General features: G+C 60.3%; 16 protein-coding genes. 9 read left to right on the top strand and 7 right to left on the bottom strand.

Translation table 11 applies throughout. From position 1 onward, the window contains the following. Positions 1-10 precede the first annotated feature (10 nt). Positions 11-592: a hypothetical protein gene (locus AC0L3K_RS16745; protein WP_473366396.1), complete on the bottom strand. Its 582-nt coding sequence runs from the start codon at positions 590-592 to the stop codon at positions 11-13. 150 nt (positions 593-742) lie between these two features. Next, positions 743-1945 carry a polysaccharide biosynthesis/export family protein gene (locus AC0L3K_RS16740; RefSeq protein ID WP_473366395.1) on the bottom strand — a complete coding sequence of 401 codons (1203 nt, stop codon included), beginning with the start codon at positions 1943-1945 and terminating at the stop codon, positions 743-745. Between the two features lie 271 nt (positions 1946-2216). Here AC0L3K_RS16740 and AC0L3K_RS16735 point away from each other — a divergent pair, with 271 nt between their 5' ends. The 3 genes from AC0L3K_RS16735 to AC0L3K_RS16725 all read left to right on the top strand — a co-directional run bounded on the left by AC0L3K_RS16735 (position 2217) and on the right by AC0L3K_RS16725 (position 4530). After that, positions 2217-2741, top strand: coding sequence for a hypothetical protein (locus AC0L3K_RS16735; RefSeq protein WP_473366394.1), 525 nt, complete (start codon positions 2217-2219; stop codon positions 2739-2741). Between the two features lie 74 nt (positions 2742-2815). After that, positions 2816-3091 (top strand): hypothetical protein, encoded by a 276-nt coding sequence (locus tag AC0L3K_RS16730; protein ID WP_473366393.1) that lies wholly within the window; start codon positions 2816-2818, stop codon positions 3089-3091. A gap of 158 nt (positions 3092-3249) precedes the next feature. After that, positions 3250-4530 carry a hypothetical protein gene (locus AC0L3K_RS16725; protein WP_473366392.1) on the top strand — a complete coding sequence of 427 codons (1281 nt, stop codon included), beginning with the start codon at positions 3250-3252 and terminating at the stop codon, positions 4528-4530. Between the two features lie 10 nt (positions 4531-4540). Here the strand turns inward: AC0L3K_RS16725 and AC0L3K_RS16720 are convergent, their stop codons facing one another. Next, complete coding sequence (locus AC0L3K_RS16720; protein ID WP_473366391.1) at positions 4541-5164, bottom strand: transglutaminase-like cysteine peptidase; 624 nt, start codon at positions 5162-5164, stop codon at positions 4541-4543. A 192-nt stretch (positions 5165-5356) separates the two neighbouring features. Here AC0L3K_RS16720 and AC0L3K_RS16715 point away from each other — a divergent pair, with 192 nt between their 5' ends. After that, positions 5357-6094, top strand: a complete 738-nt coding sequence (locus AC0L3K_RS16715) for a metallophosphoesterase family protein (RefSeq protein WP_473366390.1) — start codon at positions 5357-5359, stop codon at positions 6092-6094. 183 nt (positions 6095-6277) lie between these two features. Next, positions 6278-6817, top strand: a complete 540-nt coding sequence (locus AC0L3K_RS16710) for a hypothetical protein (RefSeq protein WP_473366389.1) — start codon at positions 6278-6280, stop codon at positions 6815-6817. 42 nt (positions 6818-6859) lie between these two features. Here AC0L3K_RS16710 and AC0L3K_RS16705 read toward each other — a convergent pair whose 3' ends face one another. Then, on the bottom strand, positions 6860-7255 hold the full coding sequence (locus tag AC0L3K_RS16705; RefSeq protein WP_007595526.1) for a hypothetical protein: 396 nt from the start codon (positions 7253-7255) through the stop codon (positions 6860-6862). Positions 7256-7451: 196 nt separating this feature from the next. Here AC0L3K_RS16705 and AC0L3K_RS16700 point away from each other — a divergent pair, with 196 nt between their 5' ends. Both AC0L3K_RS16700 and AC0L3K_RS16695 read left to right on the top strand, forming a co-directional pair. After that, a complete protein-coding gene (locus AC0L3K_RS16700) occupies positions 7452-7844 on the top strand; it encodes a hypothetical protein (protein WP_473366388.1) in 393 nt (130 codons plus the stop codon). A gap of 773 nt (positions 7845-8617) precedes the next feature. Next, positions 8618-9823 carry a hypothetical protein gene (locus tag AC0L3K_RS16695; protein WP_473366387.1) on the top strand — a complete coding sequence of 402 codons (1206 nt, stop codon included), beginning with the start codon at positions 8618-8620 and terminating at the stop codon, positions 9821-9823. 20 nt (positions 9824-9843) lie between these two features. Here the strand turns inward: AC0L3K_RS16695 and AC0L3K_RS16690 are convergent, their stop codons facing one another. From AC0L3K_RS16690 to AC0L3K_RS16680, 3 genes are read right to left on the bottom strand one after another with little or no spacing between them, the layout of a single operon-like run. Beyond that, a complete protein-coding gene (locus AC0L3K_RS16690; RefSeq protein WP_473366386.1) occupies positions 9844-10263 on the bottom strand; it encodes a hypothetical protein in 420 nt (139 codons plus the stop codon). A 57-nt stretch (positions 10264-10320) separates the two neighbouring features. Continuing rightward, on the bottom strand, positions 10321-10737 hold the full coding sequence (locus AC0L3K_RS16685; protein WP_007595535.1) for a hypothetical protein: 417 nt from the start codon (positions 10735-10737) through the stop codon (positions 10321-10323). Between the two features lie 41 nt (positions 10738-10778). Beyond that, positions 10779-11066 (bottom strand): hypothetical protein, encoded by a 288-nt coding sequence (locus tag AC0L3K_RS16680; protein WP_473254580.1) that lies wholly within the window; start codon positions 11064-11066, stop codon positions 10779-10781. A gap of 1009 nt (positions 11067-12075) precedes the next feature. Here AC0L3K_RS16680 and AC0L3K_RS16675 point away from each other — a divergent pair. Beyond that, complete coding sequence (locus tag AC0L3K_RS16675) at positions 12076-12249, top strand: hypothetical protein (protein ID WP_162847250.1); 174 nt, start codon at positions 12076-12078, stop codon at positions 12247-12249. A 597-nt stretch (positions 12250-12846) separates the two neighbouring features. Beyond that, positions 12847-14436 (top strand): EAL domain-containing protein, encoded by a 1590-nt coding sequence (locus AC0L3K_RS16670; RefSeq protein WP_473366385.1) that lies wholly within the window; start codon positions 12847-12849, stop codon positions 14434-14436. Positions 14437-14479: the final 43 nt, after the last annotated feature.

Raw genomic sequence — 14479 nt, 5'->3', positions numbered from 1 at the left:
GCTTGAGCTTTTAGAGGAAGCAATCGATGGGATAGATCTTCAGATCCACGTTGAGACGGCTGGTCCTGGTCTGCGCCCGAAAGGCATAGAATAGCCCAAGATCGTCACTCCCCGAATCGAGTTTTATTCCAGGTGTTAATTCGTCGGGCGGGACCAGAAGCCCGATGTGACGGTTGATACCGGAAATCTCAACCCGCCCCTCCCCTTCGCCAAAGCGCCCCCGAAGTTGGGTGACCGTCACTTTCGGCAGGCCGCGCCGCTGATGGCAGACGTCCTCCTCCCACAATTTGGTCTGCTGGACCAGCGGCTTGGCAGTTTTGTCAGGGACAACAGCATCCGGGAAGGATGGATGCAGCATCCCGAAGAAGCGACTCTCTTTGGCGTTCGCCGACAATCGGACGGTGAATGAAACTTCGCCCTTAGCACCCCGGAGGCGCTGAAAGATCGGCGCATCGGGCTCGGCTGAGACCACCACGTCGATCCGGTGGCGGACTCCGAACTCCGCAGCCGCGCCGGCAGCCTGTTCGAGCAGAACAGGGCCCGCGATGATGAGCGTTAGAGAACGCCAGAATGCTTGCCGTCGAAAGCGCATGAAGCCTCGCAACCGCGCGGGGGTGACCGATCACCGGCGAACCTTGCTCGGTGGTGCCTTGATCCAAACTCGACAGCACCCGCCTAGATCGCTAAACGAAAATGGCACCGGGACAAAGCCCCGGTGCCATTCGCTTCGAGCCGCCGATCGTTAAGGCGCCAACTTGACGTTGTTGCGGAAGATCAGAGCGTCGTTGGCGAGGTTCACGGCATCGCTGCCGGTCGCCATGATCACCCGCAGGTAGGTCAGGAACTTGGCCACTTCGACGTTGGTCGAGTTCGAGACGTAGATGATGTCCTGATTCTTCATCATGACCTTGGTGGCGAGGAAGAACCCGCCCGGATCGCGGAAATTGACGTTGAAGATGACCGGGATCGTCTCGGTGGTGTACTTGCTGACGTCGATGCCAAGCTGAGCAGCGACCTCACGCGGCTCGCGGCGATAGAGGTACACGGCCGCCGGATTGGCCTGGCCGTCGAGAAGACCACCGGACTTGCCGACGGCCTCGCCGAGATTGATGCGCCAAGCGTCGAAGTTGAACTCGCCACTCTGGCCGCTGGCGCCGAACGCCAGGAACTTCTGCTGCTCGCGATAGACGTAGATGCTGTCGTCCGGGCGAACGTAAATGTTGTTTTCGGGCGTCATGACCAGGTTCTCGAACGGCACGGTCGCTCGCTTGCCGGCACGCTCCAGCATGACCCAGGTCTCAAAGCCCTGACCCTTGATGCCGCCGGCGCGGGTAATCGCGTCAAGCACCTTGTCCTTGGCACCTGCCGCACTCGCCGGATAACGCGCCGGCGCATTGACCTCGCCAAGAACGCTGATGAGCTGGGTCCGCTGCGAGGACATTGCAACAACGACCTGCGGCTCGATGGCGCGGTTGGAGATCTTCTCAATGATAGCGCGCTGAATTTGTACCGCCGTGAGACCCGCGGCCTTGACCTGACCGGCGTAGGGCACCGTGATGAAGCCATCATTGTCGACCGACTGATCCGGGATGGTGACGAAGTTGCCCGGACGGACGCCGGCTTCCGCCGGGATGAACAGACCGCCTGCCGCGGCTTCGAAGATGGTAACCGCAACAACGTCGCCGATGCCGAACACGATGCTGGCAGGCGGGCGGCGATCGGTGAACACGCCTGCCAGCCCCTTGGGCTCATGGGTGTGCAGGATCTTCACCGTGGCGGGATTGAGCGGCACCAGTTCATAGGCCGGTGCATTCTCGGTCTGGATCTTGTTGTTGACGTCATCGGTTAACGGGCCGGAGCCTGGATTGGTCGAGCACGCCGCCAGCGCCAACGCGACCGCCAGAAACGCCGGCTTGAATACGTAAGTCTTGGCAAAGGAATGCATGAATGGCCCCGATCGTCCCGAATTACCTCAAAGTGGTACGGTCTAGCGGGCGGCACGACAAGAGTTCCAGGCTGAAACCGATGGTTAACGGCGCAATGAGTCCGCCGGTGTTGCGCCTGCGCCACTACTTCGGAACCTTCGCTAACCCTTTGTGACTGTTTGTTGTAATTCGTGTGCCCGATTAGCAGGCAAACGCTCAACCGAAGGGCGAGGCGTTCTCAACCCCGCGTGTCTCTGCTAATGCTCCGCTGTCTCATGAGGAGTTCCGGCATTGCTCTTGTCGCTTCTTTCCCTTGCCGTGACAGGATGGTTGCTCGCCGGACCGGGATACGAACCCCCGGGGCGCCCCTTCGTTGAGATCGCAGCCTCCTCCTCGATTTGGAAATTCTCCCGCGCCCAAGGCTCCAAAGAGGGCGAAAGCTTCGCTTCCATCTCCAAGACAGCCGAGACGATGCAGTCTGACCCGGAGTTCGCCGGCCTGATCGTCCGCTGCGCTCCCAAAGGCAAGATCGACGTGTTGGTGGCCTTGATCCGCCCCTTTCCGCCACGGAGCCGCCCGCGCGTAACGATCTCCTCAACCGGCGGCGGTACCCAGACGTTCGAGGCCAGCATGGCCGCCGCGGGCGCGGCAGTGCTCTTGCCAGACGAAGTTTCCGCCTTTGCTGCCGGTAAGTGGCAGACGACGCCCTCGCTTTCCGTGGTGGTGAAGGAAGGCGACAGCGAAATCAAAGGCGTGGTGGCCCTGAACGGGCTTCGCGAAGCCTATAATTCTCTGGCAACAAGTTGCGGCCAATAGACAAAATTTAGCCATACGACTTAAGGGTCTTTTTAGGGTGGGGAACCTAAGGTCCGGAGCACGGAGTGTTTCGGATGACCGAGCTTTTGATCTTCAGCTTTCTGGTAGGCGCAGTTCTGGGCCAACGCTTTCGCGTCCTGGTGCTCCTGCCGCTGACCTTCGTCATGCTCCTCGCCGCGATCCCGGTCGGCTGGATGGCCAATCTGAGCTTTCTCGATGGCCTGAAGGGCGTAGCGCTCGCGGCCATCGCGCTCCAGGCCGGTTATCTCTTTGGCTCGGCCGCCCGCTTTGCTCTCGCCGCGGGTCGTGCCGCCCGCGTGTTCGCCCGTCCGCTCAAGACCGCCCGCTGACCTCCTCTGTGGCGCATCAATCCGTCTGATCCCGCAGGCGACGCTTCGTTGATCTGGGGTTGGGCTGGGAGCTGCGTGGGCTGCAGAGCTCTGTTTGAAAACTTGCCTCCGGCTTGTATGGTGGCCTGACCCTTTCAGGATTCCTTCCAGGCGCACGTTTGTCCTTCGCTTATTTTGCCCTCATCGTTTGCCTTGTTTCTGCATCCGCTCTCGACATTGTCGGCGCCAAATTCGGCGTTCAGCTCGGGATGACGGCGACGGCCCTGGGGCTATTTGCAGCGGTCTTCAGCGCACGAAAGGCCGACTACGAGCACTATTTGCGTGCCACGGTCTGGGGCCGCTGGGTCCTGATCGCCATTCCCCTTTGCATCGCAACCCAGCTGGCGCCGCTGTGGCTGAATTGGGCGCATCCGATCTGGGCGAGCAGCCACGATGCTCTGGGTGGCCTGTCGCTTGGGCCAGTGACGGCGGATCTCGGCCTTACCCTGAATGCGCTGTTTCAAGCCCTTGCAGCGATCTCGTTGCTCAGCGTGACAATCGTCGTGGTCCGTGACCGCAGCCGTGCCGAACTGGTGCTGTTCGTGCTGAGCGGGGTAACAGCAGTGTCGGCTCTGATCCTGGGCTTGCGTCCACTGTCGCCCGCCCTTGCAACCGCCGTCCCTTCCGACCTCGGGACAACGATGGCCGGTCTTGGCGTCATGCTTAATCTAGCCGTCATGCAGCTTGCCGCCGAGCGGGCCGAAACGCGCCACTCGGTCGTTCGGTCGGTCGCTGTCGGCCTTTGCGGCCTCGTGGGCGCGTTGGCCAGCGCGGTTGCGGTTTTTGGCTTGTCAGGGACGAACAGCGCGATCGCCGCGGCCTTTGGCCTCGTGTTGATCTTGCTGATCCTTGTCATTCGAAGGATCGACCTGTCGCCGTTGGCCGCTGGCGCACTGTCCTTAGCCGCGCTGGTCGGAGCGATGATTGTCCTGAGCTTCCTGTTCGAAAAGAATGCAGGGCCGATTCTTTTGCGGCTTGTCCCGGATGCGGGGGCCGAAACCAGAGCCGCGCTGGAGCGAATGTTGGCCGATACGAGATGGTTTGGTGCGGGCGCAGGCACCTTTTCGGCCGTTGGCAGGATCTACCAAAGCGATGCCGGCGCGGCTTTGACGGCGCCCTCGACGGCTTTTGCCATCTTCGCGGATACCGGATGGATCGGCTTTTCCGCCGCGCTGCTGGCGGGCATGTTGGCTTTGGGACGTTTGTTTTTGGGGGCTTTGCAGCGCGGCCGCGACTCGTTCTTCCCTGCGGCGGCCGCAGCCTGCCTTGTCTTCGCGCTGGTTGAGAGCTTCGCTGGTTCAGGACTGCTGCATCCGGCAGCAATCCTTTGCCTGTCGACGATCGTGGGACTCGGATTGTCCCAAAGCATCACCCAGTCCGCACGCGGCACGGGTCACTAGTCGCTCGTCGTTAGACGTCGCGATCAGCGAGTGACGCCCAGTAGGTCGGGTTCTTGGGCGTTTGAATGCGGACCCACCGATAGGACTTTTTCGACCACGGCAGGATGTGTCCGGTGAGGTTATCCAGCACGAGATCGCCGGAGAACGTGCGCACCACGACCACGAGATGATGCTCACCCCAGGTCGTGACGACCTCGCTGAGCAACACCGATCGCGCCGGAAAGCCCTCGGCGATCAGGTCATGGCGTTTTGTCACGGCATAGTCGTTGCAGTCGCCGCTGGTGGGATGCAGCAGCCACTTCTCGCCGCGCAGCCCCTCCAAATTGGGCTCGGGTCGGATCGCGCTGTTGACCCGCTGGTTGACCTCCTGAAGCTGCGCCATGCGCTCGGCCGTAAGCTTGAGACGTCCGCCCCTGAACACGATTTGCTGCGGTCGCGGCTTACACTCGCCCTCGTACTTCAGGCAAAAGATCGTGAATGCCATCGGCGCCAGGGTCGCCTGGTTGAACTTGATGTACTGGATGGCGCCGCGCAACGCTGACGGCGCACCAACAAAGGCGGCCTCGGCCTTGTGTTGAGCCGTCCCAGCCAACAGAGCGGCGGCAATCGCCAGGAACTTTAAAGTCTTGCGCATGTCGCGCTTCCCATTTCTTGTTGGGGAAACGCTACGCGAGACGTCTTGAAATCCGGCTCAAAAGCCCAGCAATCCTTTAATCAAAACCGCCGCGCCTTGGTTAGAAACAATTAAGAATACCGACGCGTAACTTGTTCTGCTATGAGCGATCATGCCCTCCATTCATGATGCCAGACCCGATTCGACGAGCTGATGGGCCTTTCCAAGCGCTTTCGTAAGAACGTCAAGCCTCGGCTTCCCGACGGCGTGAGGATCTATGCCATTGGCGATGTGCATGGACGCGCTGACCTGCTTCAGTCGCTCTTAACCGTCATCGACGCCGACCTTGCCCGCTCCGCTCCCGAACGAGCGATTCAGGTCTTTCTTGGCGACTATGTCGACCGGGGCCCGGACTCGCGTGCTGTGATTGATCTCCTGATCGAGCGCTCGAAGTCGCATGAGACAGTGTGCCTCAAGGGCAATCACGAAGTGTTCCTGCTCGAGGTCCTCAAGGACCCGGCACGGCTGGAGGAATGGCGTCGCTACGGAGGCCTGCTGACCCTTGTTTCCTACGGCATCAACCCGACAATGAATCCGACGCCGGAGCAACAGATTGAGTTGATCGAAGGGTTGAGGCAGGCGCTTCCGCCGGAGCATCTTTCGTTTCTTCAGCAGCTCCGCCCGTCCTTCGCGTGTGGCGACTTCTTCTTTGCGCACGCCGGCGTCAAGCCAGGCGTAGCTCTGGAACGTCAGAAGGAGGAGGATCTGCTCTGGATCCGCGAGGAATTCCTCGAGTCCGAAAGACGCTTCGGCAAATATGTCGTCCACGGCCATACCCCGGTCAGCGTCCCGGATATCCGCTCGAACCGGATCAATATCGACACCGGCGCCTACGCGACCGGCAACTTGACCTTGCTCACGATCCAGGGCGATAGTCTGCTCGCAATTTAGGACTTTTGCAGAGTTGCTGGCCAACTCCCGCGCCCTGCCACACGGGCATCGAAATTCATCATGAGCCGCATGATCCTGCTTCGCATCATTGGCGCCTGCATCGCAGTGATGTTGCTGCTTTACGCAGCATTGGGCTTTTACGGCGATCTCACGCGGTCGAACTTTCGGGCGAGCGATTTGTTCTTGGGCGAGTTTCCGCCCGAGAAGGTCAAGGTAGCCGCTTCGGGCGTTCTGGCGCCCCTTTCATTGGACGGCGACTTGCTGGCGAATTATGCGGCCGCCAAAGCCGCGGATTTTCTTCACCATCCCGCAGCCGATGCGACCAGCAGGGCTACCGAGAACAAGGCGGCCCAGGATGCGGTTGTTGCGGCCCTGAAAGTATCACCCATCCGGCCTGCGCTTTGGCTCACGCTCGGCACGCTGAAGGCGCAGTCGGGTGAGCTGGTGACGCCTGCAGTGAAGATGTCTTACTTGACCGGCGCGGTGCCGATCGCCGTTGCCTTCGCACGGCTCCAAACCGTCACCTCGAGCGCGGCGGCCGCCGACGAAGAGATCAAGCTGCTGGCGCAATCGGACGTTCGCTCGGCGCTTGCCAACCGCTCTCGCTACGAGCAGCTCCTGATCGCTGCCTACCTGCAGGCTACGCCGCTGGGCAAGTCGCTGCTTCTGGAGGCCACGCGGGGGACCGATCCGAAGTTCAATCAGATTTTGCGGCGGTACTGAGCGTTCGAGCGCGACTTAGCCTGCTGGTTCGCCGTCAATTCTTCAACGCGTCGCTTTTGGCGCGATCGGCACGAAATCCTGCTCGCGGCGCGGTTGATCCGGTCGCCCCTGGTAGACGAACATGCCCTTCTTGGTCGAGACGATGTCGCCGCGCTGCAGGCTGTCGTCATTGAGGAGACGTTCGGTCGCGACAAGGTCCGGATCCTCCGGGACCGGCTTATAGAACTCGGGATGATCCCGCCGCTCGCGCGAGAGCTCTTTGGATCTTCGCCGTGCATCTTCGATACGCTGACGCCACTCGTCACGGCTGACTTCCGGCTCGCTTGGTGGGAGATAGTCGTTGACCGAGGGCTCCGGCTCGGTCTGGGCAAAACACGAGGGCGGATTTGCGAGACCGAAGCCGATCGCACCGGCAACGGTCAGGACCGCTCCCGACAACGGCCCAAGCCGCCTTGCATGAGCTAGTGAGGTGTGGGGTCGCGCGGTTCGCACGCTGTAACTCCAGGGCAGAGCAACAAGAACGAGCAAGGGCCGGAAACTTCTCGTCTACTCCATTCAATGTATACGTTTGCCGATTGCACGAAAGCCAAATCGCGGGCAAGCTTTGTGCTTTAGCGCGCGAGGGTATTGACCAGTGGTCCGCAACATTACTTTCCTGATTCTGGCGATCTTTTTGGGGACTCACTTTGCAGCGGCAGGCCAGATCGAATACCCGCAAGTGATCCATACGCAATACGAAGCTGTCGATCAGAAGACCGGCGGTCACTTCGTGCTGTGGTCAGAGCGGGAAAAGATCTTCTATGGCCTCGACCAGAAGCTTTTCCCGGGAGCTCGGTTTGTCGACATCACCCAGGTAACCCCAAGCGTGGGTTCGATCACGCTGACCTATGTCGAGGTGCGGACCGTCAGCAGCACGACCTCGGATTATTTGTACCTGGCAGGAAATGTCCGCTTTCGCGTCAGTGGAATGGCGCTCAAATCCAGCAACTTCCCCAGCGGCGGCGGAATGACACCCAACGCACAGTAGCCAGACTAGCGCCTGCTCGACCCGCTACCCCGCGATCTGTTGCCATAATAGGGACGTGCGCGCCCTCCGCTGACCAGAGGTGGCTGAATCTGGCTCGGAATATTCGGCGTAGCCGTGCTCGGCGAGGGCTGCGAGGGATTGACGATGATGACATTTCGGTTGGGCGTCGACGGATCATTGACACCCTGGGCCAAAGCGCTTGGGACCCAGATGCTTGGGCCCAACGTACTTGCTGTTACAAAAAGCGCGACTGCGGTCAGGACTAATCGTTTCATGAGATGTCTCCCAAGCGAGAACGTCGGGGAGGCGATCACCGTTCCTTCACGGTCGCTTGGGCGTCATTGCCGAGGCACGGCGATCAGCTTGCCGTCTCTCCAGACCCCCTGAGCCGCCATCCCGCTCGGCAGCTTGCCCGGCGCCAGGGTTCGAATGGCTGTGGGTCGGGAGGCGCTCTGGGCCGTTTGGGTTTTCTTCGTAGGGGTCGTCACGATGCTGGTGCTCGTCAAATTGGCTTTGTCCTTGGTCCCTTGTGCAAAACAAGGTTGCACAAGGAGAGCCACAAACGTGAGTGCTATGAAACCGTCGCGCATGATCAACATACCGGAAAGAGGAGCTCGTCGAACTGTCACAGCTTTCTGCCCAAAAGCAAGCCCCCGAAGCTGTTCGACAAGGGCTCTTGCAAGGTTGGCGATCAGAGCGACTTTCGCAGAGATGGGATTTGACGCCGAAAAGCCTAGCGAAACAGCCTGTTTCGGGTTATTTGATCGGCCTTGATGACGGACCCCAGCGACACCGCCGCCAGCGCGCCAAATACGCACGCGATCAAGGCCGGGTTTGTGCGTCTACTGTCCGGGCGAATTCGCGACATTTCCGGCGACCCGCGGCAGATCCGGGAAATTGTGTACGAGCTTGCCCGGATCAAGCTTCTGGAACAATTCACCTATGGCGACGCACGGGAATCACGCGAGCTCCAGCAAGTGCTCGAACGCGCCATTCGGGACGTCGAGCTATCATTTGAACGCAACGAGCGCGACGCGCTGTCCAAAGCGCCGGAGTCGGCCCTAGACGTCGCTTCGCATCAGTCGCCACTCGATCCCCCGGCTCCTCAGCCCGTTCCGCCTTCGCCGCCCGTCCCGACGGCGGCGGAAACCAGGCGCGGTTCTGTCGCGCGGCCCGGACCGCTCGACCAATCTCAGCGAAGCGGCATCCTTAACTCCCTCATGCGATTAGCCGCCATCCTGGTCGTCATTGCCGGCGCCAGCGCGGCGGTTACTTATTGGCCGCGGTTGAGGACGCAATCCCTCTCATTGTGGCAGTCCACGACGCTGTCCAAGCGCACCTCGGCAAGCCCCGAGCCTCAACCCACCGTGGCTGTGACTCCATCGAGCGGTGAGAGTGTCGAACGGACACCGGATCAACCGAAGGAGCCGACGCCAGCTGCGCAACCCTCGACGCCGTTGCCGACAGCGTTTGGCGTCTACGCCCTGAGCGAGGGCCAGCTTCAGGAGCTCAAGCCGGTCGCCGGGAAGATTCCGGACCGTCGTGTCGCGATCTCAGCGGCAATCAACACGCCGAGCGCAACGACCCTGACAAGCGGAGATGTCAGCTTCATTGTGTTCAGGCCCGACGGTGGTGTCGATGCAACCGGGACCGAGGTTCGGGTGGTCGCAAAAGTCTCCCGAGCGATGGGCGTCGATGCATCCGGGAAAGCGGCCATGGTCACTGCCGGCGACACCTGGGTCATCCGCAGCATGTCCTACCCTTACAAAGTAGGTCCGGTCGAGGATCAGCCGCGAATGCTATCGCTGCAGCCGGAGCAGGACGGCTTTACGCTTTCGCCGGGTCGCTACGTCGTGGTCGTCAAAGGTATGGGCTATGACTTCACGGTGGCCGGGACGCCGACTGATCCCAACCAATGCGTCGAACGCATCAATGCAACGAACGGCGCGTTCTACTCCCCCTGCCCGCCGCGACGCTAAAGTGGCGCGACGCGTTTCGTTTATTTCTTGGCCTTGGCGTCTTTAGGCGCATCCGCCGGAGCATCATCGACCTTGCCGTTGTTCGCGACGCATTTGCTCAAATAATCGCGCCGCTCCTTGACAGTCCCGGCGCTGCCCGCAGCGGGATTGCCGATTTGCTTTGGGGGAAAGGCCTTGGCCAAAGCTGCGTCGCATGCGCGCGCTACTTCTACCGTGACGGCCGAAGCCGTGACTGGTGCGCCAATAGCCAAAACAAATGCCAATCCCATCGACCTTTGCAAATTTCTGGAGATCACCTGGCTCGCTCCTTCAATCCGTCCGAGAACAGGACGGGACCATATCAAAAAGGACAGAAGAGCCAAACGGCAAAGCGGCGCCGAAATGTCTGGTGGCAGAAGCTGCTCTGCGAGAGATGATGCTTCTCGGGCCGAGATATCCATCGCGCCCGGACCTGCTGCTTTTCACCAGACGGCAGATGCCGAGCCAAAGCCTCGATCCTAGCTATTGAGCTGCGGCGGCTTCAGGTTCGGAAAGCGCGTGAGCATCGCGGTCCTGATAAACCTCAAGTGAGTGATGGTGTTTGCCAATTCCTTGAGCCGCCGCTGGCCGTTGGAGATATCGGCGGCAAAGAGATCTTGATGATGGCTGTCGATCGGCTCCCGTTCGAGATATTCATCGGTGCCGTTTCCGAAGGTGACGGATGCACGCGCAAGTGCGTCATCAACGCGTCGTCCGAGGCCGACCTGCTCCCTCTCCGCATCGCGCAATGCCGCATCGATCGCGACCATGACGGCATCGATTCGAACGCGGTCCGTCTCCGCATCGCGCTCGACGGTACGGGCCTTGAAGCCCTTGTCCTCACGGCGGGAGCTGAGAAAGTTGTGTGCGCGCGCTCTCAGGAACAGCTGAAACATTTGGGCCATCCCACGTTCGAGATTTGGACCGCTAACATCGGTCAGACATAGTTAACAAAGCTTGAACCTTGTGGCCGCTCCGCCTGGCTTTGTACGATCCACGCCCGCCAGGCTCCTTCGTGTTTGGAATAGAGCTCACGCCATCGAGCTTCGTCCGCCGCGGCGGCTCCATCGCTCAGACCGATTTCGGCCGCGATTTCAACCGTCTCTCCCGATGTCACATCCAGCGCTTCGAACTCGGCCGTTTCCGGAAGCGACAGCCCTATCAGCACCCGTTTCCCTTGCGCATCAACGAAATACCTGCGGGGCGCGTTGTGCCTTTCAGTCATTCGAATGAGCCTCGTCCATGATCCAAGGACCTGGAAGATCTTTCAGGTGTCGATCATAGTCGCGAACGAAAACCATCAAAACAAGGATACAAATTATCGCGCTCAACAACGCAATCAGATACGCCATTTACGCCTACCCTAACGCGGGCCCCGGAAAAATCGGGGCGACTAAACTTTCGCTGTCAATCGATATGTTCTAGGTGACGTCGGCTAGGCTCTCAAGAGTTGCGACAAGTTAACCTAACCGTACATGGTTATTTCGATCATGCCACTGAGATCGTCCGGCAAACAGGCCACGCGCGAGATTCCACCATTACGACGGCGACCGACTTCGTCCCGCCCCTGTTGCCGCGGGAGTATAGGGCATAGAGACGATATCTTGCCGATCGCTTTCGCGAGCGCCACGCCCTCGCACCATAGCCGCAAGCAAAACCGCCGGCGAAGATCGAACCCAAGACCACGATTGCCAACATTTGAACGTCCCATTTTTCCGGCGCGTTCCTCCCATTGCATTTCATCTTGTCGTTGTGACGACTTCAAGATCGGCGCCGCTGAAGGTTTTGTCAGGCGACGATGAAGATTGTGCAAGAGTTGATCGAAGTTTGGTCGTCGCCCGACGGCCGGGGGCCCGGAAAGACCAAAACGTCTCACTGTTGAAGTTAAATCCGGCCGGATGTTAATCCGGGTTCACGTCGACGGCCCCGGTCCATGCAGCCTTCAGAATCGCCGGTCGATAAGTTCGGCTTCGAACCACTCAAAACACGGCGACGGCCGCTGCTGATCAGCATTGAAATCTCCGTGATAATACGGAGCCACGAAGTCCGGATTAGACGCGTTAAGGTTGAGCGGTTAGCTTAATCCGCGTTGTTTGTTGCGAAGTCTCACCGATCGCTTATCCCATCGTCTCACCGGGTTTCCCCAAGCTCGGCCCCACCCAAGCAAAGCCGTCGAGCGACATGGGTCCGCTTGGCGGCTTTGTCTTTGTCTCGACGAGAGGATGATTTCGGTTATGGCGCGCAAGCCCTGGTCGTTCAAGGAAGACCGCCGGCTGATGGAGTTGGCCAAGTCTTCGGCTTCATTGGAGGAGGCGGCGAAACAGCTCGGACGATCGCCCGATGCGATCAAGCGCATGGCCTTGCGCCTTGGTCTTTCGTTGAAAACGAAGGCGAGGAAAAAGGCCTAGGCGTGCGGCGGTGTTTCGCCAACGACGTCATGGATGACCGCGGGCGCGCGATCTCCGATTCTGACGAAGAACGAATGCGACGTGTTGCTCATCGGACTGGAGCCAGGACTCAAGCCAAGGTGAGACCACCGTCCGCTCGAAAGCCTCGAATCCAGCTGCATGAAATAAACGCGCTCTAACCCTGTTCGCCAGGGAACCGAACCAGCGCGCTCGCGTTGACTCCAACTTCATCGCGAGGTCTGGCCGTGGCACATCTTGCCATTTCCGTCATTCTGGTCTGGTTGGCTATCAATATCGCCTTCGTGGTCTTGCGCTTGCGAGCCACCCGGCCACAGCATGGTGGCAGCACCCGGCAGGCTCCCATCGCGCCCTACAATCCCGCACCCGCTTCCCTCCGCCATCGAATGGGCCGCCAGAACTTGGGAGCGGAAGGTTAAGAGGCATTTTCGATAGGGCCCCGGCCCCGGGGGCAGACGGGTCACTTCGCCTGCCCAACCCCCAAAGGCCGGTTCCACATGCCCCGTCCGGGCATTAAACCCTATTTTAGCGCGTCCTGACTAAGATCGGCCGACGCTTCCCTCTGTTCCGCCGGGCCGAATGAGATTGCAGCGACCGACTTTCGCATTTGCGGCGCTTGTGCTCGCGAGCACGGCCCTGTTCGGCGCGGCCGGCCACTTTGCGGCAACTTCGTTCATTCGGTACCAGCAGACCCATCAGCTCGACGAATTGACCGAAGTCGTTCTGCGTCGCGCCGAATTTGCGGTCGATTTTGCCGGCGCGAGCCTGGGCGAACTCGCGCGGCGCGACCTTGCCGATTGCGGGCCCGCGACGCTGCAGGCGATCCGGCTCCACGTCTACCAGCGCTCCGCGATCAAGGACGTGCGCCTCGTCAACCCTGATGGCTCGGTGATCTGTTCGGCCTATTCCGAAACGCTGGAATTCGACAAGGGATGGATCGACCGCCGCGATATGCTTCCCTCGCACGACAAGAGCCTTTCGCTCTTCCGTGTCGAGCAATTCGGCGGCGATGCTCTGGGCGTGCTCAAAGACATCAATGGCAATGCCGCGTTGGTCGCCATTCTTGGCGTCAACGCCAGCCTGTTCGACATCATGCCCGCCGAGTTGCGCGCCCATAGCGAAGTGATCCTCGCCTTGAGCAACGGCGAGAAACTTGGCGAATTCCTGCTCGATCCCGACAAAGCCTTGCAGGCCCCGATCGATCTCAACAAAAATTCCGCTCGATTCCCTCTCCATGCGACCATCCGCCTCGAACGCGGCATCCTCTCGACGTGGAACAGCGAGGCCTACTGGCCGGCGTTGGCCATAGCGTTTGCAATCGGCGCGCTTTTCGGCGAGCTTTTGGCGCGGAGCCGCCGCATGGAAGGGCCCGTCGCCGATCTCGATCGCGGGCTGGCCGCGAACGAATTCAAGCCGTACTACCAGCCAATCTTCGAGCTCAAGACCGGTCGGATCAAGGGCTGCGAGGTGTTGGCTCGGTGGCTGCTCAAAGACGGATCGGTCGTGCCTCCGATGAACTTCATCCCGCTCGCGGAATCCAGCGGCCGCATCGAGGTCATGACCTGGCAGATCCTGCGATCAGCGCTGTCGGATCTGCAACCGTTGTTGAAAGCGAACAAGGATTTCAAGCTCTCCCTCAACGTCGTGCCAAAGCATCTCTTGAGTGCAGGCTTCATTGAAACGCTTCGCCGCACAGTCATGGCGGCGCACGTCTCCGCGCGCCAGATCGTCATCGAGGTGACCGAGCGCGACGAACTCGACGACCTCGCACGCGCCGCAGCCGTGGTCAGCGAACTCAGGGACTACGGGTTTCGCGTCGCCATCGACGACGTCGGCGTCGGTCACAGCGGGCTATCTCGGCTCAAGGGCCTGGGCGCCAATACAATCAAGATCGACAAATTTTTCGTCGACACGATCACCGTGGACGCATCGACTGCCACGATCGTGGAGATGCTGGTCGCACTTGCGAAGGACCTCCAAATGACGGTGGTCGCGGAAGGCATCGAGACGGAAGAGCAGGTCCAGGCGCTTATTTCATCCGGCGTAGAGGAGGGGCAGGGCTATCTCGTCTCCGCCCCACTGCCCTTCCCGCGATTCAACGAGTTGGTCGAGTCACGCTGCTTGGCGCAGAGCGCTAAATTGCCGACCGACGCGGTGTTGGTGGCCTGACTGGATTGAGCCGTTAACCCGAGACGGCAAAACGCGCCGCACC

The organism is Bradyrhizobium sp. MI1.10 (genome assembly GCF_055811035.1).
This window is presented reverse-complemented; position numbering and strand designations above follow the sequence as displayed.